This window comes from Nocardioides sp. NPDC051685 (genome assembly GCF_044453405.1).
In the GTDB taxonomy this organism is placed as follows: Bacteria; Actinomycetota; Actinomycetes; order Propionibacteriales; family Nocardioidaceae; genus Nocardioides.
Window position 1 is genome coordinate 56,954 of record NZ_JBITCR010000003.1, and the last position, 24,132, is coordinate 81,085.

26 protein-coding genes and 1 tRNA gene are annotated in these 24,132 nt (G+C 69.9%); 21 read left to right on the plus strand and 6 right to left on the minus strand.

Going from position 1 to position 24,132, the window contains the following annotated elements; all coding sequences use genetic code 11:
- Positions 1-26: 26 nt before the first annotated feature.
- Together ACIA03_RS10295 and ACIA03_RS10300 are read right to left on the minus strand one after the other, a co-directional pair.
- A complete protein-coding gene (locus ACIA03_RS10295) occupies positions 27-935 on the minus strand; it encodes a M15 family metallopeptidase (RefSeq protein ID WP_396981915.1) in 909 nt (302 codons plus the stop codon).
- Positions 917-1,510: a TetR/AcrR family transcriptional regulator gene (locus tag ACIA03_RS10300; protein WP_396981917.1), complete on the minus strand. Its 594-nt coding sequence runs from the start codon at positions 1,508-1,510 to the stop codon at positions 917-919. Before ACIA03_RS10300 ends, ACIA03_RS10295 begins: the two co-directional genes overlap by 19 nt.
- 67 nt (positions 1,511-1,577) lie before the next feature.
- On the opposite strand from ACIA03_RS10300, the gene ACIA03_RS10305 reads away from it, so the two are divergent.
- Positions 1,578-2,333 carry an SDR family NAD(P)-dependent oxidoreductase gene (locus tag ACIA03_RS10305; protein WP_396981919.1) on the plus strand — a complete coding sequence of 252 codons (756 nt, stop codon included), beginning with the start codon at positions 1,578-1,580 and terminating at the stop codon, positions 2,331-2,333.
- Between the two features lie 42 nt (positions 2,334-2,375).
- Entirely contained in the window at positions 2,376-2,831 is a 456-nt protein-coding gene (locus tag ACIA03_RS10310; protein WP_396981921.1) for a MerR family transcriptional regulator, read from the plus strand.
- Here ACIA03_RS10310 and ACIA03_RS10315 read toward each other — a convergent pair.
- On the minus strand, positions 2,788-3,798 hold the full coding sequence (locus tag ACIA03_RS10315) for an aldo/keto reductase (RefSeq protein ID WP_396981923.1): 1,011 nt from the start codon (positions 3,796-3,798) through the stop codon (positions 2,788-2,790). The two genes, ACIA03_RS10310 and ACIA03_RS10315, sit on opposite strands and share 44 nt — an antisense overlap.
- Before the next feature lie 107 nt (positions 3,799-3,905).
- Here ACIA03_RS10315 and mfd point away from each other — a divergent pair, with 107 nt between their 5' ends.
- The 9 genes from mfd to ACIA03_RS10360 all read left to right on the plus strand — a co-directional run bounded on the left by mfd (position 3,906) and on the right by ACIA03_RS10360 (position 13,604).
- On the plus strand, positions 3,906-7,517 hold the full coding sequence (gene mfd / locus ACIA03_RS10320; RefSeq protein WP_396981925.1) for a transcription-repair coupling factor: 3,612 nt from the start codon (positions 3,906-3,908) through the stop codon (positions 7,515-7,517).
- 201 nt (positions 7,518-7,718) lie between these two features.
- Positions 7,719-9,101 carry a hypothetical protein gene (locus tag ACIA03_RS10325; RefSeq protein WP_396981927.1) on the plus strand — a complete coding sequence of 461 codons (1,383 nt, stop codon included), beginning with the start codon at positions 7,719-7,721 and terminating at the stop codon, positions 9,099-9,101.
- A gap of 49 nt (positions 9,102-9,150) precedes the next feature.
- Positions 9,151-9,768 (plus strand): MarR family transcriptional regulator, encoded by a 618-nt coding sequence (locus ACIA03_RS10330; protein ID WP_396981930.1) that lies wholly within the window; start codon positions 9,151-9,153, stop codon positions 9,766-9,768.
- Positions 9,728-10,180, plus strand: a complete 453-nt coding sequence (locus tag ACIA03_RS10335; RefSeq protein WP_396981932.1) for a hypothetical protein — start codon at positions 9,728-9,730, stop codon at positions 10,178-10,180. Before ACIA03_RS10330 ends, ACIA03_RS10335 begins: the two co-directional genes overlap by 41 nt.
- A 174-nt stretch (positions 10,181-10,354) precedes the next feature.
- Complete coding sequence (locus ACIA03_RS10340) at positions 10,355-11,023, plus strand: nucleotidyltransferase domain-containing protein (protein ID WP_396981934.1); 669 nt, start codon at positions 10,355-10,357, stop codon at positions 11,021-11,023.
- 29 nt (positions 11,024-11,052) lie between these two features.
- Positions 11,053-12,087, plus strand: a complete 1,035-nt coding sequence (locus ACIA03_RS10345) for an alpha/beta fold hydrolase (RefSeq protein ID WP_396981936.1) — start codon at positions 11,053-11,055, stop codon at positions 12,085-12,087.
- A gap of 72 nt (positions 12,088-12,159) precedes the next feature.
- A complete protein-coding gene (locus ACIA03_RS10350) occupies positions 12,160-12,552 on the plus strand; it encodes a hypothetical protein (RefSeq protein ID WP_396981938.1) in 393 nt (130 codons plus the stop codon).
- A gap of 60 nt (positions 12,553-12,612) precedes the next feature.
- A complete protein-coding gene (locus tag ACIA03_RS10355; protein ID WP_396981940.1) occupies positions 12,613-13,194 on the plus strand; it encodes an NUDIX hydrolase family protein in 582 nt (193 codons plus the stop codon).
- Positions 13,191-13,604 (plus strand): MazG nucleotide pyrophosphohydrolase domain-containing protein, encoded by a 414-nt coding sequence (locus tag ACIA03_RS10360; RefSeq protein WP_396981942.1) that lies wholly within the window; start codon positions 13,191-13,193, stop codon positions 13,602-13,604. Before ACIA03_RS10355 ends, ACIA03_RS10360 begins: the two co-directional genes overlap by 4 nt.
- 40 nt (positions 13,605-13,644) lie before the next feature.
- On the opposite strand, the gene ACIA03_RS10365 is transcribed toward ACIA03_RS10360, so the two are convergent.
- A complete protein-coding gene (locus tag ACIA03_RS10365; protein WP_396981944.1) occupies positions 13,645-15,114 on the minus strand; it encodes an MFS transporter in 1,470 nt (489 codons plus the stop codon).
- 135 nt (positions 15,115-15,249) lie between these two features.
- Entirely contained in the window at positions 15,250-15,873 is a 624-nt protein-coding gene (locus ACIA03_RS10370) for a malonic semialdehyde reductase (RefSeq protein ID WP_396981946.1), read from the minus strand.
- A 93-nt stretch (positions 15,874-15,966) separates the two neighbouring features.
- On the opposite strand from ACIA03_RS10370, the gene ACIA03_RS10375 reads away from it, so the two are divergent.
- The 10 genes from ACIA03_RS10375 (at position 15,967) to ACIA03_RS10420 (ending at position 22,938) form a co-directional block, all read left to right on the plus strand.
- Positions 15,967-16,320, plus strand: coding sequence for a winged helix-turn-helix transcriptional regulator (locus ACIA03_RS10375; RefSeq protein ID WP_396981948.1), 354 nt, complete (start codon positions 15,967-15,969; stop codon positions 16,318-16,320).
- Positions 16,321-16,420: 100 nt separating this feature from the next.
- Positions 16,421-17,698: a phosphopyruvate hydratase gene (gene eno / locus ACIA03_RS10380; RefSeq protein ID WP_396981950.1), complete on the plus strand. Its 1,278-nt coding sequence runs from the start codon at positions 16,421-16,423 to the stop codon at positions 17,696-17,698.
- Positions 17,699-17,873: 175 nt separating this feature from the next.
- Positions 17,874-18,473 (plus strand): septum formation initiator family protein, encoded by a 600-nt coding sequence (locus ACIA03_RS10385; RefSeq protein ID WP_396981952.1) that lies wholly within the window; start codon positions 17,874-17,876, stop codon positions 18,471-18,473.
- Between the two features lie 3 nt (positions 18,474-18,476).
- A complete protein-coding gene (locus ACIA03_RS10390; protein ID WP_396981954.1) occupies positions 18,477-18,986 on the plus strand; it encodes a DUF501 domain-containing protein in 510 nt (169 codons plus the stop codon).
- Positions 18,983-19,903 (plus strand): exopolyphosphatase, encoded by a 921-nt coding sequence (locus ACIA03_RS10395; protein ID WP_396981956.1) that lies wholly within the window; start codon positions 18,983-18,985, stop codon positions 19,901-19,903. The genes ACIA03_RS10390 and ACIA03_RS10395 overlap by 4 nt, the downstream gene beginning before the upstream one ends.
- A 99-nt stretch (positions 19,904-20,002) precedes the next feature.
- Entirely contained in the window at positions 20,003-20,641 is a 639-nt protein-coding gene (locus tag ACIA03_RS10400) for a hypothetical protein (RefSeq protein WP_396981958.1), read from the plus strand.
- Between the two features lie 72 nt (positions 20,642-20,713).
- A complete protein-coding gene (locus ACIA03_RS10405; RefSeq protein ID WP_396981960.1) occupies positions 20,714-21,232 on the plus strand; it encodes a glycine cleavage system protein R in 519 nt (172 codons plus the stop codon).
- Positions 21,233-21,311: 79 nt separating this feature from the next.
- Complete coding sequence (gene def, locus ACIA03_RS10410; protein ID WP_396981962.1) at positions 21,312-21,869, plus strand: peptide deformylase; 558 nt, start codon at positions 21,312-21,314, stop codon at positions 21,867-21,869.
- Between the two features lie 18 nt (positions 21,870-21,887).
- A tRNA-Leu gene (locus ACIA03_RS10415) sits at positions 21,888-21,962 on the plus strand.
- A gap of 127 nt (positions 21,963-22,089) precedes the next feature.
- Complete coding sequence (locus tag ACIA03_RS10420) at positions 22,090-22,938, plus strand: Bax inhibitor-1/YccA family protein (RefSeq protein WP_396981964.1); 849 nt, start codon at positions 22,090-22,092, stop codon at positions 22,936-22,938.
- 172 nt (positions 22,939-23,110) lie between these two features.
- Here the strand turns inward: ACIA03_RS10420 and ACIA03_RS10425 are convergent, their stop codons facing one another.
- Positions 23,111-24,121: an SGNH/GDSL hydrolase family protein gene (locus ACIA03_RS10425; protein WP_396981966.1), complete on the minus strand. Its 1,011-nt coding sequence runs from the start codon at positions 24,119-24,121 to the stop codon at positions 23,111-23,113.
- Positions 24,122-24,132: the final 11 nt, after the last annotated feature.

The window sequence follows — 24,132 nt, forward strand, 5'->3', positions numbered from 1 at the left end:
ACAGTCGCGCCGAGTCGGCGTGGGTCTCAGGTGCCGTTCTCGCTGAAGTGCTGGTAGTCCTTCAGCGAGTTCCAGTCGCCACCCCACCCCCAGCCGATGTCGGCGAAGGCCCGGACCACGACGCCGCCGTCGTGGATCATCCCGGGCGCCTTCCGGTCACGGTTCAGATACCAGCCGGCCAGCTCGGGGATGACGCGGTCGCCCTTGACGTACGGGTTCTGGAAGGGGTTGATGTCGATAGCCAGCCCGTAGGCGTGCTGCGAGAACGAGGTCTCGCCCCTCGCCGCACGGCAGACGAAGGCGCCGGTGCCGTTGCCGTCGCCGGTCGGCGGCGCGTCCCGCTCCGCCTTCGTGGTGACGTCCATCTGCTCGATCGGGAACCTCGCCTCGTAGAGCCGCCGGAACACCCCGACGACGTCCTTCGCGACCCGGGCGTTGATCAGCATCTCGCCGGTGTGACGAGCGCCGTCGAAGCCCCAGAACGTCATCCGTACCCAGGCCAGCTCCTGGCGTGAGACCGGACATCCCGGCGCCCAGGTCGAGCGCGCGATGACCTCGTCGGGCGCGATGTCGACCTCGGCGGCGAACCCGTCGCCGGGCAGCATCGGCACGACGTCCGGCAGTGTCCACGCCCGGTTGCGCAGCTCCGGCGGCGTCGGCGCGGCGATCCCGAAGCCCTCCGCGTCCTCCTTCAGCACCCGGGTGCCGAGCCACGGCGGTGGCACCGACCCGGGCTTCGGGGCAACCGGAGAAGACGACGGTACGTCGCTGGGCGAAGGCTCCGCCGACGCCGATCTCGAGGCGTCCGCCGTCGGGCTCGGCGAGGGCCCGGCACTGGAGGCCTGACCACAAGCGGCGAGCGCGAGCGCGAGGGCCGCCAGCGTGGCGGCGTACGTCCGGGTTCTCACCTTCCCGGTCAACGCGTTGCCGGCCACGCGTTCATCGTGATCGTGGCGAGAGCGCGCAGGTCGGCGCGGGTGGCGCCGTCGATCGCCTGCACCGACATCCCCTGGACCACGGCTCCGACGAGGCGGGCGAGGGCGGCAACGTCGGCTGTCGCCGGGAGCTCGCCGTCGTCGACGGCCCGTCGCAGCCGCTGCTCGATCCCGTCGAGCGTCTGCGCCCGCATCCGGGCCGGCCGGGTGGCGACCCCGCGCTGCGCGGCACCGACGCCCAGGGCGGCCGTCGAGATCATGCAGCCCGGCGGCAACCCGCCCTCGCTGAACCGGTCGGCCGCATCGAGCAGGAACTCCGCGATGGCCTCGCGAGCCGGCCCGTCGGGCCGCAGCACGGTGCCGTGCTCGCTCGCGTAGCGCTCCAGGACGGTCTGGTAGAGGACCTCCTTGGAGCCGAACGCCCCGTAGAGGCTGGGTGCCTTGAGCCCGGTCGCGGCCTCGAGCGTCGCGACGCTCGTGCCTTCGTACCCGTGCTCCCAGAACGCCCTCATCACGGCGTCGAGCACCGCGTCCTCGTCGAAGGAGCGAGGTCGCCCGCGAGAAGCCTTGCGCATTTCCATAGTGATCCCTACATTAACCGTCAGGGAGTTATTTAGCGACTACTACAGAAATGAGACCGAGATGACCCGCAACGCACTCGTCACCGGAGCATCGCGTGGGATCGGCCGCGCCATCGCCGTACGTCTCGCCACCGACGGCGTCGGCCTGATCGGCATCCACTACGGCTCGAACCGGGCGGCTGCCGAGGAGACCGCGAGGCTCGTCGAGTCCGCCGGGGCGCGGGCGGTACTGATCGAGGCGGATCTCGGCAAGGACGGCGCGCAGGCGGCGGCCGACATCGCCGACGCCTGGGCCGAGGAGGCGCTCGCCGACGAGGACGGCTTCGACATCCTGGTCAACAACGCCGGCATCAACGGCAACCAGGAGCTCCACGAGCTCGACCCGGACACCGCTCGCCGCGTTCTCGAGGTCAACCTGATCGCGCCGATGTTCCTGACCCAGGCGATCGTGGCGCGGATGCGCGAGGGCGGCCGCGTGATCAACGTGTCGACCGGATACACCCGGGTGGCGGCGCCGACCCACCTGGCGTACGCCGCGGCCAAGGCCGGCATCAACAACCTCACCCGCGCCCTGGCGGCGCCGGTCGCGGCGCGGGGCGCGACGGTCAACGCCGTGCTTCCCGGTGTGATCGAGACCGACATCAACGCCGACTGGATCAACCTCCCCGGGCCGCGAGCGCAGGCCGAGGGGCTGTCGGTGTTCGGTCGGATCGGCACGGCGGAGGACGTCGCCGACGCCGTCGGCTTCCTCGCCTCGCCCCAGGCGCGCTGGGTGACCGGCGAGACGCTCGACGTGACCGGCGGCTCCGCACTCTGAATCACTTGACTTCGAGTGCACTCCAACCCGGACACTGGAGTCATGACGACGCAGGCGCACAGCGACGGGCTCAGCGACGGGCTCAGCATCGCCGAGGTGGCCGAGCGGACCGGCCTGACCGCCCACACGCTGCGCTACTACGAACGCGACGGCCTGATGCTCGGTGTCGGCCGCAATGGCTCCGGCCACCGCGCCTACACCGAGGACGACCTCGGCTGGATCACGCTGATCACCAGGCTGCGCTCGACCGGGATGCCGATCCGGGAGATCCGGCGCTACGCCGAGATGGTCCGCTCCGGCGTGGGCAACGAGTCCGACCGCCTGGCCCTGCTCCGCGCACACCGCGACCGGGTGCGCGCGCAGCTCGCCGAGACGGCCGCGCACCTGGAGGCGATCGAGTTCAAGGTGGACTACTACGAGGCGACGGTCGGGGGCTGCGACCCCGACGCCGAGCTCATCGCCCAGCAGCGTCGAGCCGACGTCGCTGCTCCTCGCTGAGCTCCAGATCCACCGCCGCCAGGCTCTCGTCGAGCTGGGCGACCGACGACGCCCCGACCAGCGGGATCACCGGAAGCGCGTCGCCGAGCATCCAGGCCAGCACGACCTGGTTTCGGGTCGCACCGGTCTCGGCAGCGACCTCGTCGAGCACCGCGAGCCGCGCGGTCGTCCCCGGGTGGTCATAGGCGGGATCGAGAGGCTTCGCAGGGTTCGTGTAGGCCCCGCTGAGCAGCGGCGTGTATGCCACCAGAGTCAACCCCGGAGTGGCCCGGACCAGCGCGAGCAACGAGGCGTCCGCCACCCCGATCTCGCCGTCGACCGAGAGCCGCCGGTCGGGGATGTCCGTGCGCATCCGCAGGTAGGTGTGGTGAAACTGAAGCACGCTCGGCCGCGCCGCCTCCGGGTTGACCGCCCGGGCTCGCTCCACCTGCCAGGACCAGTGGTTGCTCAGCCCGAACTGGCCGATGACACCGTCCTTCACGAGGGCCGCGAAGCCGGCGGCGTACTCCTCCAGCGGCACGCCGTTCATGTCCGGCACGTGCGCGTAGTAGAGGTCGAGCCGGTCGACGCCGAGCCGCTCGCGGGAGCGGTCGGCCTGCTCGTGTACGTTCTCCGGAGCCAGGCCCTCCCAAACCCGGGTCCGCTGGTTCTCCCAGCCGTTCTCGACACGCTCGACGACGTCGGTGGGACGCGCGCCGACCTTGGTGGAGATGACGAGCTCGTCGCCGATCCCGCGGTCACGGCGCCACTGGCCGAGCACGGTCTCGCTCTCGCCGCCCTGGGTGCCGTTGGCCCAGTAGGCGTAGTTGTTGGAGGTGTCGACGAAGGTGCCGCCGGCCTCGACGAAGCGGTCGAGGATGTCGTAGGAGGTCGAGACGTCCGTGTCCGTCCCGAACTTCATCACGCCGAGGGCGAGCTTGCTGACGCGCCGGGAGCCGGCGCCTGATCCGATGGTCGTGTATCTCATGCGATGCACGCTCCGGCTTCGCGTGCGCTCGAAGTCAAACGTCTTGATGCGCTTCTCCTAGACTGGTGCCCGCACCCCCTGTTCCTCCCGGCCGGGGGCTCTCGTGCATGCCCGTCACTTTGGAGTCACCCGTGATCCTCGCCCCGCTCGCCGATCTCGTCCTGCGCGATGCCGCCCTGAGCGAGGTGATGGCGGAGGCCAAGGGCGGCCGGATGCTGGCGCTCGACGTCACCGGCCCGGAGGCGCTGCGCCCCTTCGTGGTCACCGGTCTCGTACGCCAGGAGCGCACCGTCCTCGCGGTCACCGCCACCTCGCGCGAGGCGGAGGACCTGGTCAACGACCTGACCGACCTGCTGCCGCCCGACTCGGTCGCCTACTACCCGAGCTGGGAGACGCTGCCTCACGAACGGCTCTCCCCGCGCAGCGACACCGTCGGGCGCCGGCTCGCGGTGCTCCGCCGACTCCGTCACCCGGACGCTGACGGAGTCCACGGTCCGCTGAAGGTGGTCGTCGCGCCGGTCCGCAGCGTGCTCCAGCCGCAGGTCAAGGGTCTCGGCGACCTGGAGCCCGTGGAGCTGGTCAAGGGCCAGGAGGCGAGCCTCGACGACGTCGTCACGAAGCTCGCCGATGCCGCCTACTCCCGCGTCGACCTGGTCGAGAAGCGTGGCGAGTTCGCGGTCCGCGGTGGCATCGTGGACGTCTTCCCGCCGACCGAGGAGCACCCGGTCCGCGTCGAGTTCTGGGGCGACGAGGTCGACTCGATCCGCCACTTCGCCGTCGCTGACCAGCGCGCCATCCCCGCCGAGCACGGTGGCGAGACCGAGCGCCTCTGGGCGCCGCCGTGCCGCGAGCTCCTGCTGACCCCGGAGGTCAGGGACCGGGCCCGAAAGCTGGGCGAGGACCACCCGACCCTGATCGAGCTCACCGACAAGATCGCCGCCGGGATCGCGGTCGAGGGCATGGAGTCGCTGGCTCCCGCCCTCGTCGACGACATGGAGCTGCTGCTCGACCTGATCCCCGAGGACAGCCACGTGCTGCTCCTCGACCCCGAGCGGATCCGCAGCCGGGCCCACGACCTGGTCGCCACCGCCGACGAGTTCCTCGGTGCCTCCTGGGCCGCTGCGGCCAGCGGAGGAGTCGCCCCGATCGACCTCTCCGCTGCCTCCTACAAGGACCTCGCCGACGTACGCGCCCACGCCATCGCGCAAGGCAAGCCGTGGTGGTCGGTCAGCCCGTTCGGGATCGACACTGAGCACGCTTCCTCGGGCTCCGCCGATCTCGCCGACCCCGACGTCGTCGGCGTTCCCGCTCGCAAGATCGACTGGCAGCCCGCGAAGGCCTACCGCGGCGACACCGCCGCAGCGCTGGCCGACATCGAACGCTGGCGCGACGACAGCTGGCGCGTGGTCGTCGTCCAGCCGGCACACGGCACGGCGCAGCGTACGGTCGAAGCCCTCGGCGAGCGGGACGTGCCCGCCCGACTGGCCGAGGAGCCGGGGGACGATGCCAAGCCCGTCCACAAGACGGTGACCGTCATCCACGCACGGCTCAACCACGGCTTCCTCGACGAGGCCAACCAGCTGGTCGTGCTCACCGGCGAGGACATCTCGGGCCAGAAGTCGTCGACGCGCGACATGGTCAAGATGCCCGCGCGACGCAAGAAGCAGATCGACCCGCTCGAGCTCAAGCCCGGCGACTACGTCGTCCACGAGCAGCACGGCGTGGGCCAGTTCATCGAGATGAAGCAGCGCGAGGTGCAGGGCGCGACCCGCGAATACCTCGTCCTCGAATACGGGGCGAGCAAGCGCGGCGCCCCGCCCGACCGCCTCTACGTCCCGGCCGACGCCCTCGACCAGGTCACCAGGTACGTCGGCGGCGAGCAACCCAGCCTCGACCGCCTCGGCGGCGCCGACTGGCAGAAGCGGAAGGCGCGCGCCCGCAAGGCGGTCCGCGAGATCGCCGCCGAGCTGATCAAGCTCTACGCCGCCAGGCAGGCGACCAAGGGCTTCCAGTACGGCCCCGACAACCCCTGGCAGCGCGAGCTCGAGGACGCCTTCCCGTTCCAGGAGACCGCCGACCAGCTCGCCGTCATCGACGAGGTCAAGCAGGACATGATGCGGCCCGTGCCGATGGACCGGCTGGTCTGCGGTGACGTCGGCTACGGCAAGACCGAGATCGCCGTGCGGGCGGCCTTCAAGGCCGTCCAGGACGGCAAGCAGGTCGCCGTGCTGGTGCCGACGACGCTGCTGGTCTCCCAGCACATGAGCACCTTCATGGAGCGGATGTCCGGCTTCCCGGTCAACCTGCGCGGCCTGTCCCGGTTCCAGACCGACAAGGAGGCCGCCGACGTGATGGCGGGCCTGGCCGACGGCACCGTCGACATCGTCGTCGGCACCCACCGCCTGTTCAACAAGGACATCCGGTTCAAGGACCTCGGCCTGATCATCGTCGACGAGGAGCAGCGCTTCGGCGTTGAGCACAAGGAGGCGATGAAGCGTCTGCGCACCTCCGTCGACTTCCTGTCCATGTCGGCCACGCCTATCCCAAGAACCCTGGAGATGTCGATCACCGGCATCCGTGAGATGTCCACGATCACCACGCCGCCCGAGGAGCGACACCCGGTCCTGACGTACGTCGGGGCCTATGAGGACCGCCAGATCGTCGCCGCGGTGCGGCGTGAGCTGCTCCGCGAGGGCCAGGTCTTCTACATCCACAACCGGGTCAACTCGATCGAGAAGGCGGCCGCGCGGATCCGCGAGCTGGTGCCCGAGGCGCGGGTCGCGGTCGCCCACGGCCAGATGAACGAGAAGCAGCTCGAGCAGGTGATGGTCGACTTCTGGGAGAAGGAGTTCGACGTGCTGGTGTGCACCACGCTGGTGGAGTCCGGCCTCGACGTCTCCAACGCCAACACGATGATCATCGAGCGCGCCGACACCCTCGGCCTGAGCCAGCTCCACCAGCTGCGCGGCCGCGTCGGCCGCTCCCGCGAGCGCGCCTACGCCTACTTCCTCTACCCCGGTGAGAAGCCCCTGACCGAGACCGCCCACGAGCGGCTCGCGACCCTGGCGCAACACTCCGACCTGGGCGGTGGCATGGCGATCGCGATGAAGGACCTCGAGATCCGCGGCGCCGGCAACCTGCTCGGTGGCGAGCAGTCCGGCCACATCGCCGACGTCGGCTTCGACCTCTACGTACGGCTGGTCGGCGAGGCCGTCGCCGAGTTCAAGGCCGGTCCGGACGGGGCTGCCGAGGAGCTCAACGAGGTACGCATCGAGCTCCCCGTCGACGCCCACCTGCCCCACGACTACATCCCGAGCGAGCGACTCCGGCTGGAGATCTACAAGCGTCTGGCCGAGGTGCGCTCCGACGAGGACGTCGAGTCGGTCGCCGCCGAGCTCCTCGACCGCTACGGCAAGCCGCCCGCGGAGGTCTCCTCACTGCTCCAGGTCGCCCGCTTCCGCGCCCGCGCCCGCCAGGCCGGCGTCTCCGAGGTCACCCTGGCCGGCAAGAACGTACGCTTCCACCCGGTCACGCTGCCCGACTCCCGTGTCGTCCGGCTCAACCGGATGTACCCGAAGTCCCTGGTCAAGCCGCAGCTGGAGACCATCATGGTCCCGCGCCCGGTCTCCTCCGGCTTCCCCGCCAAGCCCCTCGACGGCCCCGACCTCCTCGACTGGGCCCGGGTCGTCATCGACGCCATCATCGACCCACTGAAGTGATGCGGCGCCGGGCACTCCCCACTCACCCGGATCTTTCCCACCGCGTCGGTAGGTTCCCCACGCTCCGGTGCGTGGGGAACCTACGTGAGGATGGGGAATTGCCGGAGCCGACGTTGCGCAGACGTTCTAAGGCCCGGCCCGCGAGGCGTCTCGCGACCTGAGCCCGGACTCGATGTCGGTGCTCAGATCTACGGTGGGCACATGACGGAGAAGCAGGAGCTTTCGAGGGAGCCGTCGTGGCAGGTTCTGGCTGTCTTTCACAACGAGGACGACAGCCGCGACTTCGCCTACACGGTCGGACTGGCCGAGCTTGGGCTGCCCGAGGTGCACATGTGGGCGCGGCCGGATGCCGGCGAAGACCCTGGCCATGATTGGCGGTTCAGCCCCCACGATGCGGCTGTCATCCTCAATGAGCTTGCCTGGCGGCTGATCGACGGTCGTGTCGCCCCAGGCGATACGTACAGCCGGCGGTTCGACGCCGGGATGGTGCAGGTGACGTTCGAGCTCGGCGCCCCAGTGGAGGCAGCCAGCCTCGACGCCTATCAGGCGGAGCCATCGAGCGTCATACCATTGCGTTGGTCGCTCCATCGTGTGCCCGAGGGGACTCTCGTGTCGATGGACGATGACGCGATCGATGTTGCTGAGGCCGAGTATGCCCGACTCAGCGCCAGCCTCCGGCGCTCAGACGAGGTGCCAGACGGGATGTGGACACTGCCTGTCGTGGCGTCCTGGGATCCGCACCAACGGTGGGGACCGCGTACGCCGCTGGTGGCCGCTCATGCCGCCGCGATCTGCGCTTTCTCGCCAGAGGACATGATCGGGTTGGTGAACATCGCCTTTCCTTTGGAGTCGGCAAGAGCCGCCGGTCATCCGCAACTGGTGGCACGCGCAGCGGCCCGAAGCGTCGGTAGAAGTGCCGCACTCGACCGCCTTGTCGATGATGCGTCGACCCTCGTCGATGGACTCGGTCTCACGTGGGGCCGCAGCGCTTGGCCGGCTGCACGCGACTGGTTGGACGGCGACAACAGCGACGACCCCTTCCCGGAGGGGGATCTTCGACGGATGGTCAAGACGATCGTGACCAGCCATCTGTTGACGGTTGCGGTCGCGGACCAGCTCACCACGGATCAAGAGCTGACCGGAACGGGCCCGGTCGCGTTCGCTGTGATGATCGACGGCCTGCCGCCCGACGGACGATGGCACGCTGCGCCGCACATCGTCGATGTCGTGGTCGGGTTGCTGGCCGACGTCGACGCGGCTGTCGTGGCGGCCCGTGCTTGGCGCCTGGTGGACAACGAGCCGGTGATGGAAGCCCGTGGGGATCTCCAGATCGCCGCCATCCATGGCCCATCGATGTTTCCCGACCTGTCGGTCGCGCTTCCGGGGTCATTGCTGGGTGACGTACGTCAGGCGACACTCGCTCACCGTGTGACAGGGGCGGTCGTGCAATCCTGGCTCAGTGTCCTTGCGACGGTGCTCACCCACAGAGCACACCTTCGGGACGAGACTGTTGATGCGGTCGTCCAGGTGGGGGCGGGGATGCCGGGCCTCGCGGCTATCGTGAACACGCCCGTCGCTGCATGAGCCGAGGTCAGGGTTTCATATCCACAAAATGGAGGTTATTATCCATTTTGTGAGAAATCAGGCTCCGGTGCTCGCGCCTCTGTTCCGGTCGGAGGCGCAGGCGCTGCTGCTCTCGGAGCTGCTGCTCCCGGGCGAGGAGATGAGCATGACCGAGCTGGCCGAGCGGGTCGGGCTGCCATATCCGACGGTCCATCGCGAGGTCGCGCGGCTGCTCGACGCGGGTCTCCTCGTCGACCGGCGCGTCGGCCGGACTCGGCTCGTGAAGGGCAACGAGCAGAGCCCGCTGCTCGCGCCGACGCGGGAGATCCTGCTGACCGTGACCGGACCGGTCGTGCTGCTGCGGGAGGCCCTCGACGAACTCGACGGGATCGAGAAGGCCTTCCTCTTCGGCTCGTTCGCCGCCAGGGCAAAGGGGGAGCCGGGACCGCCGCCGAACGACATCGACCTGATGGTGATCGGGACCCCTGACGCACTGGCCGTCTACCGCGTCTGCCGGGAGGTCTCCGACGGCGTCGGGCGCATCGTCAACCCGACGATCATGAGCCCGGAGGAGGCCGAGGAGCAGACCGGGTTCCTCGAGGAGGTCCGGGCCAGCCCGGTGATCGAGATCTACGGAGGAGGACCGGATGCCCCTACCGCTGACGCCGGCGCAGCAGAAGGCAGTTGACGCACTCGTACGCTCCGGCGCGCTGCGCGAGGTGCGCCCCGATGAGAAGAAGGCCCGTGCCTTCCTCGCCGGAGCGGAGTCGGCCCTCGCCGACGTACCCAACGTCACCCGCACCGAGAACCGCTACAACCTCGCCTACAAGGCGGCCCACGACGTCGGCGAGGCAGTGCTCGCCGGCTACGGCTACAAGACGACCTACGGCGCCGGTGGCCATGTGAAGGTCGGCCGCTTTCTGGCCGCGATCTTCGACACCCCGCCACCGCGCGACGCGGCCATCCACTACGACGTGATGCGCCTGGACCGCAACGCCAACAACTACCTCGGCAAGCCGGTGACCATCGCCGCCGCCGACGCCGCGGCCGACGCGGCCCGGACGCTCTACGACGCCGCCGTGGAGCGCCTCGCCACCTGAGTCGCCGCCAGAAGCGACCGGCCCGCTGAACCGCACGGTGAGAACCGTGCATGTGCGTGGAAGTGACAGCGACCGGTCCCCGCTGCGATGTCAGAACCCCACACATGCGCCGTTCTGACAATCTGCCCCGGAATCCGGTCGCGCCAGGGCGCGCGGGGAGGCAGGATCGCGGGCATGGACTCCGCAGGTCGCGCCCCGCTCGTACGCACGCAGGACGAGGTGGCGGCCGACGAGGAGTTCTTCTCGGTCTACGGGCCGTGGGCGCCGTTGACTCCGGCCGAGGTGGCGCGGGAGTTGGCGGGGTTCGACCGGCCCTGGTGGGTCGTGGGTGGCTGGGCGATCGAGGCGGCGACGGGTTATCGGCGGGAGCACGAGGACACCGACATCTCGCTGCTCTCGAGCGATGTTCCGGCACTGGTCGAGTTCCTTGCCGGCCGGTGGCATGTGTGGAACAACGTCGACGGTGTGCTGCATCCTCTGGGCGAGCGATGGACCGATGTCGACGAGCCCGACAGCCAGCTGTGGCTGCGGCGCGATGCGAGCTCGCCGTGGGTGCTCGACATCCCGCTCACCCCGGTAAGCGCGGACGGCCGGTGGACCAACAAGCGGGTCGCCGGCCACGTCGCCGAGATCGACGAGGTCACCTGGGTCGCTGCCGACGGGATCCGTTACCTGCGGCCCGAGATCGTGCTCGCGTACAAGGCCAGGCTGCGGCGGCCGAAGGACGAGCCCGACCTCGAGGCGACCCTTCCGGTCCTCCCGCGCGGCCGGCTCGCCTGGCTGAGCACAACGCTGCGCGAGATCGACCCAGGTCATCCCTGGATCTCCAGGCTGCAGTCCTGAGCCGTGGACAGGCCCGCAAGAATGGGCCCGTGACCGGCGAGCCAGAGGTGCGCTATGCGCAGACCAGCGACGACATCGCGATCGCGTATCAGGTCGTCGGGAGCGGGCCGGTGACGATCTGGATGCCGTCCCTCAGCAACATCAGGGCGCAGTGGCGCGTGCCCGCGCTGCGGATGGCCTACGAGCGGCTGAGCCAGGACCTGACGCTCGTGCTCTACGACGGCCGCGGCACCGGCGCCTCGGACCGCCGGCCCGGCGACCTCGGCCTCGACGCGCACGTCCGCGACCTCGAGGCGGTCATCGACGCGCTCGGCGCCGACCGGGTCAACCTGCTCGGCTACTACCACGCGGTCGCGACCGCGGTGGCGTACGCAGCCGCCAACCCGCAGCGCGTCGACCGGATGCTCCTCTTCGGCGGGGCGGCGCGGATGCGCGAGGCGATGAGCCCGGCGCAGACGCAGGCGCTGCTCTCGCTGGTCGAGCAGGACTGGGACCTCTTCGCCGACGCCGCCGCGACCGCCTGGCTGGGCTGGGGCTCGGGCGAGAACGCCGGCCGGGTCGCCGAGGCGTTCCGCACCGCCACGACCCCGGCGCTCGCCCGCGACTGGTTCGCGGAGGCCGCTCGGCTGGATGTCAGCGACCTGCTCGACCGGGTGGTGGCGCCGACGCTGGTGCTGCACCGGCAGGCGGTGAGCCAGATCCCGGTCGAGGTGTCGCGGCACCTCGCCGACGGCGTCCGCAACGGGACCCTGGTCGAGCTCGAGGGCAGCACACCGACGCTGTTCGTCGAGGGTGGCGCCCGTGACCTCGCCATGGTGAGCCGCTGGTTCCTGACCGGGGAGGTGCACCGCGGGTCCACGTCTGCCTCGGGCCTGGCACTGACCACGCGCGAGCAGGAGGTGCTGCGGCTGATCGCCACGGGACGTACGAATGCGGCGGTCGCCCGCGAGCTCGGCATCACCGAGCACACCGTCGAGCGGCACGCGGCGAACCTCTACCGCAAGCTCGGCGTACGCAGCCGGGCCGAGGCCACCGCCTGGGCGATCCACAACGGGGCCGACTGACGGGAATCCGTCACTTCTGCTGCGCACTGTCCGGGAAGCGGTGACCCCGCGACCCCCGGCACAGTGGGGAGCATGACGACGATCACCCCGAGCAACGACTCCTGGCGGATGGCGAAGGCGACCGCCCCGATGATGCGGAGGATGGCCGGGCGCCGGCTGTTCCCACTCTGGGCCGTGGTGCACCACCGGGGCCGCAAGACCGGTCGCGAGCTCAGCCTCCCGGTCGCCCTGCTGCACACCGAGGACGAGTTCGTGATCACGCTCCCCTGGGGACCGGGCACCAACTGGGTCCGCAACGTGCTGGCGGCCGGGGAGTGCACGATCACCTGGAAGGGCCGCGACCACGCCGCCACCCAGCCGCGGCTGCTCGGCCCCGACGAGGCGCGTCCCTACTACGACGGCTTCTCGTGGTGGATGGTCGAGAAGGCGTTCAAGGCCGACAGCTTCCTGGCCCTGCGTCGGTGACAGTCCACACTCCGGCGCCGTTGCTCCGTGACGTACGCCTGTGTCTGGCAGGATCGACGCATGACCATGGAGGCGTTCGGCGAGCAGTCCTTCCCTGAGGAGCCCTTCGGCAACGAGTGGGACACCGAGCCGGGGTGGCTCTCCGAGGAGGAGCTGGGCGAGACCCGCGGGCGGGTGCCCATCATCTACGTGGAGGCGGTCCCGGTGCGGGTCGATCCCGACGGCCGGGTCACCGAGGTCGGGCTGCTTCTGCGCGGCTCGCCCACGACCGGGACGATCACGAGGTCGCTGGTCTCCGGCCGTGTGCTGCACGGCGAGCGGATCCGCGACGCGCTGATGCGCAACCTGGAGAAGGACCTCGGCCCGGTCGCGTTCCCGACCCTGCCGCTGACCACGGTGCCGGTGACCGTCGCCGAATACTTCCCGTGGCCCGGCGAGCGCTTCCACGACCCGCGCCAGCACGCGGTCGCGCTGGTCTACGTCATCCCCGTGACCGGCGAGTGCGAGCCCCGCCAGGACGCCCTGGAGCTCTCCTGGCTGACGCCCGCCGAGGCGGTCTCCGACGCCGTCGTCGGGGACATGGAGGGTGGCCGCGGGACCCTGCTGCGACAGTGCCTGAGCGTGTACGGGGCCCTGGATTGAACGAGCGGACGCACGCATCGGGAGAGGGGCTCGTCGAGTTCCTCGACCTGATGCGGCTGATGCGTGAGCGGTGCGTGTGGAAGTCGTCCCAGACGCACGCGTCGTTGGCGCAGTATCTGCGCGAGGAATCCGACGAGGTCCTCGAGGCCATCGAGGAGGGAGACCCCGAACACCTCAAGGAGGAGCTCGGCGATCTGCTCCTCCAGGTCTACTTCCACGCCTCCATCGCCGAGGAGGCCGGCGAGTTCACCATGGATGACGTCATCGCCGGCCTCACCGCGAAGATGAAGCGCCGCAACCCGCACGTCTTCGGCCCCGAGGCCGAGTCCGGCCGCCGCTACACCCTCGACGAGGTCGAGCGCCTCTGGCAGGCCGCCAAGGCCGCCGAGCGTGCCGACCCCACCGAGTAGAACCCTGCCGAGGCGTCACCTACGTCGGCCGAGGCGTCACCTACGTCGGTCGACATGGCATCTCGGTGCCATCTCGGCCGACGGGAGCGACGCCTCGGCTCGCGTACGTGACGTCTCGGCCGACCGGGGCGACCCTTCGCGGGGCCAGGGGGATGAGCACGGCCGCGAGAGCGGCGCCCAGAGCGACGAGGGCGAGGAAGCCGAAGCCGTTGACGTACCCCTGCTCGGTCGGGTAGCCCGAGGGCAGGGTCTGGGCGGTGACCACGGAGGTCATGACCGCGGATCCGATGGTGCCACCGACGGTGCGGATGTTGGCGTTCATCCCGGTGGCGACGCCGGTGTGCTCCGGCGGCACCGCGGCGACGACCGCGTTGGCGAGGTTGGCGAAGACCAGGCCCGTGCCGAAGCCGGAGAGGCCCGTGGCGACGCACATCTGCCACGGCTCGTCGTGGACGAGGGTGACCATGGCGAGGGAGACCGCAGTGAGCAGCCCGCCGATGACCAGGGTGCGGCGCATGCCGATGAGCTCGGCGAGCCGGGCGCTGACCAGTCCACACAGGAACGAGGTGATGGCCGTCGGGAGCATCAGGTAGCCGGCGACCGTGACCGACGCGCCGAACCCGTAGCCGGCCGACGTCGGGGTCTGGGTCAGCTGCGGGATGAAGCCGAAGGAGGCGTACATCGCGATGCCGATCAGCAGGGCGACCAGGTTGGCGGTCCAGACGCCGCGGCGGCCCATCAGACGCAGGTCGACCAGCGGCTGACGTACGGTCCATTCGACCCGGATCCAGGTGGCCAGGAGCAGGACGGCGGCACCGAGCAGGCCGATGGTGGCCGGAGAGGTCCATCCCCACGACGGTGCGCGGCTGACCCCGAGAAGGAGCGCGACGAGCCAGCCGGCGAGGAGCACGGCGGGGAGCAGCGGAATCGGCTCCCGGGTGAGCACGGGTGACTCGGGCACCATCCGCAGGGCCCCGATCGCGGCGCCGGCCGCGACCAGCGCGGGCAGCAGGAACAGCGCCCGGAAGCCCAGGGTGTCGGCGACCGGGCCGGCCACCACGATCCCGGCTGCGAAGCCCATCGAGAGCAGGGACGAGGTCACCGCGATCGCCCCGGCGACGCGTTCCCGGGGCAGCTCGTCACGCAGGATCGCGAAGGCCAGCGGCAAGGTGCCGCCACCCAGCCCCTGCAGGACCCGCGCGCCGATCATCACCTCGATGCTGGGGGCCGCGGCGGCGAGGACGGCGCCGGCGGTGAGGGCGGCGAGGCTCCACACGTACATCCTGCGCTTGCCGAAGGAGTCGCCCATCCTGCCGATGATCGGGGTCGCGACCGAGGCCGAGAGCAGGAAGGCGGTCAGGATCCACGACGCGGTTGCCTGGTCGGTCTCCAGCTCGGTCTGGATCAGCGGCATCGTCGGCACGGAGACCGACTGCAGCAGGGAGTAGGAACAGACGCCGATGGCGACGATGGCGAAGGTGAGGCGGGGACTGGTGTGGGTCACGGGCATCGAAGGAAAGTTTAGCTTGGCTAACTGTGTTCGTGGAGTCATTTCTCTCGTGACGGAAGACACGTGATCACCGAAGACAGCGGAGCCCGCCTGCCGTGATGGCAGGCGGGCGCCTCGGACGAGCAGGTCAGCGGGTCAGGCCCACTTCACCGCGGCCTCGGTCTCCACACGCGGGAGCCGGTCGAACCACGGGTTCTCGCCCGGGTGGCCGATGTTGACGATCATCTTGGTGGTCCAGTCGCCCTCGGGGAAGAACTCCTTGTCGACGCCCGCGGTGTCGTAGCCCGCGATCGGGCCGGCGGCGAGACCGGCGGCACGGACGGCGAGGATGAAGGCGCCGGCCTGCAGGCCGGCGGACCAGCCGCCCGCACCGTGTCGTGCGGTCTCGTCCGACTCGAAGTAGTCCTTCATCTCCGGGCGGATCGGGAAGACGTTCGGGATCTCCTCGTGCCAGTTGTTGTCGTAGGCGACGATCGCGGTCGCCGGGGCGGCCTTGGTCTTCTCGAGGTTGCCCTCGGCGATGTGCGGGAGGAGGCGCTCCTTGCCCTCCGCCGTGCGCACGAACACGACCCGCAGCGGCTGGGTGTTGGCCATGGTCGGCGTCCAGCGGGTGAGCTCCCAGATGTCGGCGAGCTCATCGTCGGTCACGGGGGTGTCGGCGAAGGTGTTGGACGTGCGGGCGCCGGTGAAGACGATCTGGCGGCCGCGGGTGTCCAGCTTCTCGAGGGTGGTGGTCTCGAGGGCGGTGGTTTCGGTCATGTCGCTCTGAACTCCGTGGTTACTAGGATTATTCCGGTTGCTTCGAAAATAGTAGTTCCTCAGGATTCAGGCAATACCTGTACGCTTGGGCACATGCCCGCGACGAAACCCGCGCACGATCCCCAGGTGTGCAACGCAGCGCTCGTGCGGGCCTTCGACTTCCTCGGCAAGCGCTGGAACGGCGTGATCCTCGGCAGCCTGACCCAGGGCCCGCTCGGCTTCGCCGAGCTCAAGCGAGCGGTGGCCGGCATCAGCGACTCGATGCTCTCCGAGCGCCTCAGCGAGCTGGCCGGCCTGGGCCTGCTCGCCCGCGAGGTCGATCCCGGCCCGCCGGTGGCGGTGCGCTACGCGCTCACCGGATCCGGGGAAGCGCTCGCGCCGACGCTCGGCGCGCTCACCGAGTGGGCCGGCACCCACCTCCCGGCCGGCGGCTGCTCCGAGGACTGACCACACCTACTGTCCGGTTAACGTTCCAATCGCCAGGCCCATCCGGCCGAGTAATAGGCTGACCGGCGACACCCCGTCCCTGAGACCCAGGAGTAGTTCAGTGGCATCGATCGACGCCGTAGGCGCCCGCGAGATCCTCGATTCGCGAGGCAACCCGACTGTGGAAGTTGAGGTCGTCCTCGATGACGGCACCTTCGCCCGGGCCCAGGTGCCCAGTGGCGCCTCGACCGGAGCCTTCGAGGCCGTCGAGCTGCGCGACGGTGGCGAGCGCTACGGCGGCAAGGGCGTACAGAACGCCGTCGCCGCCGTCGTGGAGACCCTGGCCCCGGCGATCGAGGGCTTCGACGCCGACGACCAGCGCGCCATCGACCAGGCGATGATCGAGGCCGACGCGACCCCCAACAAGGCAAAGGCTGGCGCCAACGCGATCCTCGGGGTCTCGCTCGCGGTCGCGAAGGCCGCCGCCGACTCGGCGGGCCTGTCCCTCTTCCGCTACGTCGGTGGCCCCAACGCCCACGTGCTCCCGGTGCCGATGCTCAACATCCTCAACGGTGGCTCGCACGCGGACTCCAACGTGGACATCCAGGAGTTCATGATCGCGCCGATCGGCGCCCCGACCTTCGCCGAGGCGCTGCGCACCGGCGCCGAGGTCTACCATGCCCTCAAGTCCGTGCTGAAGGAGAAGGGCCTGGCCACCGGCCTCGGCGACGAGGGTGGCTTCGCGCCCAACCTCGAGTCCAACCGTGCCGCTCTCGACCTGATCGCCGAGGCGATCGGCAAGGCCGGCTACGAGCTCGGCAAGGACGTCGTGCTGGCGCTGGACGTGGCGGCGAGCGAGTTCTACGAGGACGGGGCCTACCTCTTCGAGGGCGCCAAGAAGACCGCCGAGGAGATGACCGCCTACTACGAGGAGCTCGTCGCGGCCTACCCGATCGTCTCCATCGAGGACCCCCTCGACGAGGAGGACTGGGACGGCTGGAAGGCGATCACCGACGCCATCGGCGACAAGACCCAGCTCGTCGGCGACGACCTGTTCGTCACCAACGTCGAGCGCCTCGCCCGCGGCATCGAGGGCGGCCAGGGCAACGCGCTGCTGGTCAAGGTCAACCAGATCGGCACGCTCACCGAGACCCTCGACGCGGTCGACATGGCTCACCGTGCCGGTTTCAAGACGATGATGTCCCACCGCTCCGGCGAGACCGAGGACACCACCATCGCCGACCTCGCCGTGGCCGTCGGCTCCGGCCAGATCAAGACCGGCGCCCCGGCCCGCTCCGAGCGTGTCGCGAAATACAACCAGCTCCTCCGCATCGAGGACGAGCTCGGCGACTCCGCCCGCTACGCCGGCGCCTCCGCGTTCCCGCGCTACCAGGCCTGACCGCCCACCCGGCGCGTCTGTCCCGTTTCCCAGCGCCGAGTCGGCGCTACTGTCCCACCACTGTGGGTCAGACGCGCCGACTCGGCGTCATTTGGCGGGGCAGTAGCGCCGACTCGGCGCGGCTCGGCGGGACAGATGCGCCGACTCGTTGGTCTCGGATGGGAGGATGAGCGACGTGGCAACGCAGGGACCGGGACAGCAGAGTCAGAGCAAGCGCGTGCAACGGTCCCGGGCCCCGCAGGGTCCGGGGCGACGGCCGCGTGCCCCGATCCCCGCTCGTCCGGCGTCGAGCGGCGGCATAGAGGCGCTGCGCAAGCGGCTGCGCCGGCCCAAGCTGACCGGCCGGGCGATGATGATCATGGTGGTGGCCGCGGTGCTGGTGATCTCCTACGCCTCCTCGCTGCGCGCCTACCTGCAGCAGCGCCACGACATCAACGCGCTCCAGACCGAGATCGCCGAGCGCAAGGAGCACATCAAGCAGCTCGAGGAGCAGACCCGCCGCTGGGAGGACCCGGCCTACGTCCAGCAGCAGGCCCGGGAGCGGTTCGGGTTCGTGATGCCGGGCGAGACGGCGTACGTCGCCCTCGACGAGAATGGCGAGCGCATCCAGACCGAGCCGGAGCTCACCGACCCCGGCAAGGTGGGCAGTGCGGAGCATCCGGAGGCATGGTGGGACGATGCGTGGGGTTCCGTGCTGCTGGCCGGTGACCCGCCGGAGCAGACTGGAGAAGGGCCGGAGTCGGAGATCGACCCGCCCAAGCAGAAGAAAGACTGAGACATGGCCATCGATCCCAAGGACGTGGCCGCGATCACGGCACAGCTGGGACGCGAGCCACGGGGGATCCACGAGATCGGGCACCGCTGCCCGTGCTCGCTGCCCGATGTGGTGACCACCGAGCCGCGGCTGCCCAACGGCACGCCGTTCCCGACGACCTTCTACCTCACCTGCCCGCGTGCGGCCTCGAAGATCGGCACGCTCGAGGGCACTCACGTGATGAAGGACATGGAGGCGCGGCTGGCCACCGACGAGGAGCTCGCGGCCGCCTACGCCAAGGCCCACGAGGCCTATCTCGAGGCGCGTTACGAGCTCGGCGACCCGCCCGAGATCCACGGCATCTCCGCAGGTGGGATGCCGGACCGGGTGAAGTGCCTGCACGTCCTCGCCGGCCAGGCCCTGGCCCAGGGACCCGGCGTCAACCCGCTCGGCGACGAGGTGCTCGAGCGCCTCGGCGAGTGGTGGAAGTCGGGTCCGTGCGTGGATCTCGAGCTGGAGGACGAGGAGCAGTGACGAAGGTTGCTGCCATCGACTGCGGCACCAACACCATCAAGCTCCTGATCGCGACGGTCACCGCCGACGGCCTCACCGAGGACGTACGTGAGGCCCGCATGGTCCGCCTCGGCCAGGGTGTCGACCGGACCGGCGTGCTCGCGGAGGAGGCGCTCCAGCGCGCCTTCGGGGCCATCGACGAGTACGCGGAGCTGATCCGTGAGCACGGCGTCGAGAAGGTGCGCTTCGTGGCCACCTCGGCCACCCGGGACGCCGCCAACGCGGCGACCTTCACCGACGGCGTACGCGCTCGTCTCGGGGTCACGCCCGAGGTCGTCACCGGGGCCGAGGAGGCGGCGCTCTCCTTCGGCGGCGCGGCCCGCAACCTGCGTGGCACCCGGGAGCCGCCGGTGCTGGTGATCGACATCGGCGGTGGCTCGACCGAGCTGATCCTCGGTGACGGCCCCACACTGGGCGTCAGCGAGGCGGACAGCATGGACATCGGCTCGGTGCGCCTCCACGAGCGTCACTTGCGCTCCGACCCGCCCACGCGGGAGGAGATCGAGGCCTGCGTACGCGACATCGACGCGCACCTCGACGCCTGCCCCGTCGACCCGGCGGCCGCCCAGACCGTGGTCGCGGTCGGCGGCACCATGATCCAGCTGACCATGGGGCTGCTCGAGCTGAGTGCCTATGACCGCACCGCCACCGACCACGCCGAGGTCGCGCCGGACGACGTCTACCGGCTCGTCGACCGGCTGCTGGCGATGACGGTCAACGAACGGCTCGCGCTGCCCTGGATGCATCCCGGCCGGGCCGACGTGATCGCCGCCGGCGGGGTGATCCTCAGCCGGATCCTGAAGCGCTCGCGTATCGAGTCTCTGCTGGTCTCCGAGTCCGACATCCTCGACGGAATCGCCTGGTCCGTTAGAGACTAGGCATGTCGGGGGACTTGATCTTTGTTTATGGCATCTAGGTTTGGGTTCACCGGCGTACCCATCAAACAGAACCAAAGCTGTCTCTCGGAAGGTCAAGAAGTGAAAAAGCTCATCCTGCTTGCCATCGCCGCCGTTGGTGTCGGCGTGCTGGTCAAGAACAAGTCTGAGCAGCTGAAGGCCGGCGCGAACAAGGTCACCCACGACCCGCGCGTCCAGTCGGCCCTCGCGACCGCCTCGGAGAAGGCGGCGCCCCTGAAGGAGAAGGCTGCTCCCTATGCCGAGGCCGCCATGGCCAAGGCCGGTCCCTACGCCGCCACGGTGAAGGAGAAGGCGGGCCCCTACGCGGAGCAGGCCAAGGAGAAGGTCACGGCTGCGGCCGGGGTCGCCTCCGACAAGCTGCACCGCAACGGCTCCGTCCCCGAGTCCGCCCCGGAGGTCCCGGAGCCGCCGAAGGACTCGTCCTCGGCCAGCGAGTACGGCGGCTACCCGCCGGCCCCGTCGACGCCGTCGGCCCCGCAGTCCGGCGTCACCGGCGACCCGCTCACCGACCCGATCGAGCAGGCCGACCCCTACGCCACCGAGGTCCCGGCCCCGCCGGCCGAACCCGACCAGACGTCCTATGACGACCTGGGCGGCGGCGACACCGCGGTCAAGCCCACCCCGGAGAGCGCGCCCGAGTTCGCTCCCGAGCCGGTCGACTCCTCCGAGGAGGGCAAGGACAAGTGGTTCCGCGGCTGAGCTGCGGCCGGAAGTAGTCCATCTGAGTCACCCGCGGTCCGCCATCGGCGGGCCGCGGGTGACAATGGTTTGGTGACCATCCACGCCATCACCGTCCTGGGACACGACCGCCCGGGGATCATCGCCGACACCACCGCCCGCCTGGCCGGACTCGGACTCAACCTCGAGGACTCGACGATGACGCGGCTCCGAGGTCACTTCGCGATGACGCTGCTCTGCGCGGGAGAGGCGGCCACCGAGGCCATCCGCGCCGACCTCGAGCCGATCGCGTCCGACGGCACCCTGACGGTCACGGTCTACGAGCTCCCCGAGGAGCAGGCTCCCGCCGGAGCCGGCCGGCTCTTCGTGCTCTCCGTGCACGGCGGTGACCGCCCCGGCATCGTCTCCACGGTGACCGCCGAGATCGCCGCCGTCGGCGGCAACATCACCGACCTGACCACCCGTCTCTCGGGTGAGCTCTATGTCGTCGTCGCCGAGCTCGAGCTGCCGGCGGACGCCGATGTCGCCGTGCTCGAGGCGTCGGTCAAGCGGGTCACCCAGGAGCTCGGCGTCGACGCCACCCTGCGGCCGATCGAGGCCGACGACCTGTGAGCGAGCGTCAGCGAGTGAACCATCTGATCAACACGCGGCCGCGTCCGTATTCTTGCGCTCGCGCCACGGAGGTGGTCGCGTGAGCGTGAACGCACGAGTTGCCGCGTGGACCGAGGCTGAGCTGGGTGTCGAGGGCAAGGTCCTCGATGTCGTACGCGCCCCCGCGCAGGTCCTCTCCGTGCCCGGCAAGGACGTCGACCCGGCCGCCCCCGAGACGGTCCAGCTCGCCGCCGACCTGATCGCCACCATGCGGGTCTCGCCCGGCTGCGTCGGCCTGGCCGCCGACCAGGTCGGGGTCTCGGCCCGGATCTTCTGCGTCGACGTCTCCACCCACGTCAAGACGAGGACCCACCACGGGACGTACGTCCTGTGCAACGCCGAGGTCGTCGAGGCCAGTCGCAACGAGAAGGCCCGGGAGGGCTGCATGTCCGTCCCCGACCTGACCGGTGACGTCAAGCGCGCCTCCCGGTTGAAGGTACGCGGCCAGCTCCCGGTCACCGGCGAGACCGTCGAGATCGTCACCGACGCGTTCGAGGCCCGCTGCCTGCAGCATGAGATCGACCACACCAACGGCCTGCTCTTCATCGACCGCGTCGCCGGTGCCCACGCGCTGCACCAGCGCCAGACGTACTTATGACGCTAAGGTCGGCCGCGCGCCCCGGTATCCCAATCGGTCAGAGGACAGCGTCTTAAAAACGCTTCAGTGTGGGTTCGAGTCCCACCCGGGGCACTCTGCGATCGCAAAGGAACCTCAGGGTTCTCCCGGACGTTGAGTGAGACACAGGGCCGGTACGCTGGCCACAGGAGCCGCCACCGTGGCGGAACCTTTCACGTCGCTTTCGAGGAGTGACCCCCAGATGCAGAGCAACAACCCGGTGTTCCGTAGGGCAGAGGGCTTCGGGCAGCCGTCGCACAACGCCTATGGCAACGCGACCTACGGTGGCAACGGCGCTGCGTACGCCGGCTACGGGCAGGACCCGAGCCAGTGGTCGACCGGCGGCCCCCAGGCTCCCACCACGGGTGCCCCCATGACGATCGACTCGGTGGTGCAGAAGGGCGCGATCACGCTCGGCGTCGTGTTCCTCGCCGCCATCGCGACGTGGGTCATGACCCCCGACATCGACTCCACCGCCAACCTCGCGCCGCTCTACCTGGCCGCGACCCTAGGTGCTGGTGCCGCGTTCATCCTGTCGCTGGTCAACTCGTTCAAGCGGGTGGTCAGCCCGGCGCTGGTGCTGGCCTTCGCGGTCGCCGAGGGTGTCGCCCTGGGTGCCCTGAGCAAGACCTTCGACGCCATGTTCGGGGGCGGCATCGTCGTCCAGGCCGTGATCGGCACCTTCGCCGCGTTCGCGGGCACCCTGGCTGCGTACAAGTTCTTCAACATCAAGGTCGGCAACAAGTTCCGCACCTTCGTGATCGCCGCGATGTTCGGCATGGTCGGCCTGAGCCTGATGGAGCTCGTGCTCGGATTCTTCGGCGCCAGCTTCGGCCTCTTCGGCTTCGGCACCCTCGGCCTGATCACCGCCATCGTCGGCCTCGCGCTCGGTGTGTTCATGCTGATCCTCGACTTCGACCAGATCGAGCAGGGCGTTCGTGCCCAGCTCCCTGAGCGTGAGTCGTGGCGCGCCGTCTTCGGCCTGACCGTCAGCCTCGTCTGGATCTACACCAACCTGCTTCGCCTCCTGGCGATCTTCCAGCAGGACTGATCAGTCGAACCAGAACTGCCCCGCTCCAGTGGAGCGGGGCAGTTCTGATTTCGCCCAGGCGTCAGCCCGGTCGGTCGAGGCGTCAGCTAGGTCGGTCGAGATGGCAAGCGGATGCCAACTCGACCGACGGGCGTGACGCCTCGGCCGACGTACGTGACGCCTCGACGGGTGGTCAGCGCTGGGCGGTGAGCGGGGGAGTCTCGGCGGGGCGCTCGCCGCGGCGGGGCTCGCGCTGCTCGTTCTCGAAGGAACGGGCAAGGGCCCAGTTGCGGCCGACGCGTCCACGGGGACGCGGGGCCGGGTCGATCTCGGTTCCTGGCCGGATGACGGCGCGCAGGGAGGCGGCGGCGAGCGGCATCACGTGCTTGCCGTTGTAGGTCTCCAGGATGGCGTTCTCGTCGCCGACGAGACCCAGCACGGAGAGCGTCGGCGGGACCAGGACCTCGCCGAGGGCGTGGTAGCCGGCGGCCGAGGGGTGGAACTGGTCGGCGCCGAACCAGAACGCCGGGGTGGCCTTGAAGGCCGGGCCGAGGACGTCACCCAGTGACACGGTGTGGCCACCGGCGCGGATGACGTGGAAGATCTGGCCGGCGGCGATGCGGATCGACCAGGCCCGCATGATCGAGCGCAGCGGCGGCAGGATCGGGGTGGCGGTGCTGAGGTCGGGGACGGTGCCGACGAGCACCTTCACGCCCGCCTCCTGGAGCCGGATGACGGCCTGGGCGAGGTGGCTCACCGCGACCCGCGGGCGCACCCGGCGGATCACGTCGTTGGAGCCGACCAGGATGACCGCGATGTCGGCGTCGGCGGCGATCGCCTTCTCGACCTGAGGGTGCAGGTCGGAGGATTTCGCGCCGATCTCGGAGAGGTCGTGCAGACGCACGGGCCGGTGCGCCTTCTCGGACACGCCGGAGGCGAGGACGGCACCGGGCGTGTCCTCGACCTCGGTCATCCCGTAGCCCGCGGCGCTCGAATCACCGAGCAGCGCGATGTTGATCGGACGCCCCGGCTGACGTGCTCCGTACCACCCCGTGGGGGAGGGTGCCACCGGCATCTTGACCTGATGGGTCGCCCGGACGGCAAGGGCCGCTTCCGCGACGAGGACCCCGGCGAACGCGGCCGTCGCGGCCAGAACACCCCCGCCGGCGTACGCGGTCTTGCGAGCCAGACTCTTCTTCGCCACGGGGACCACTC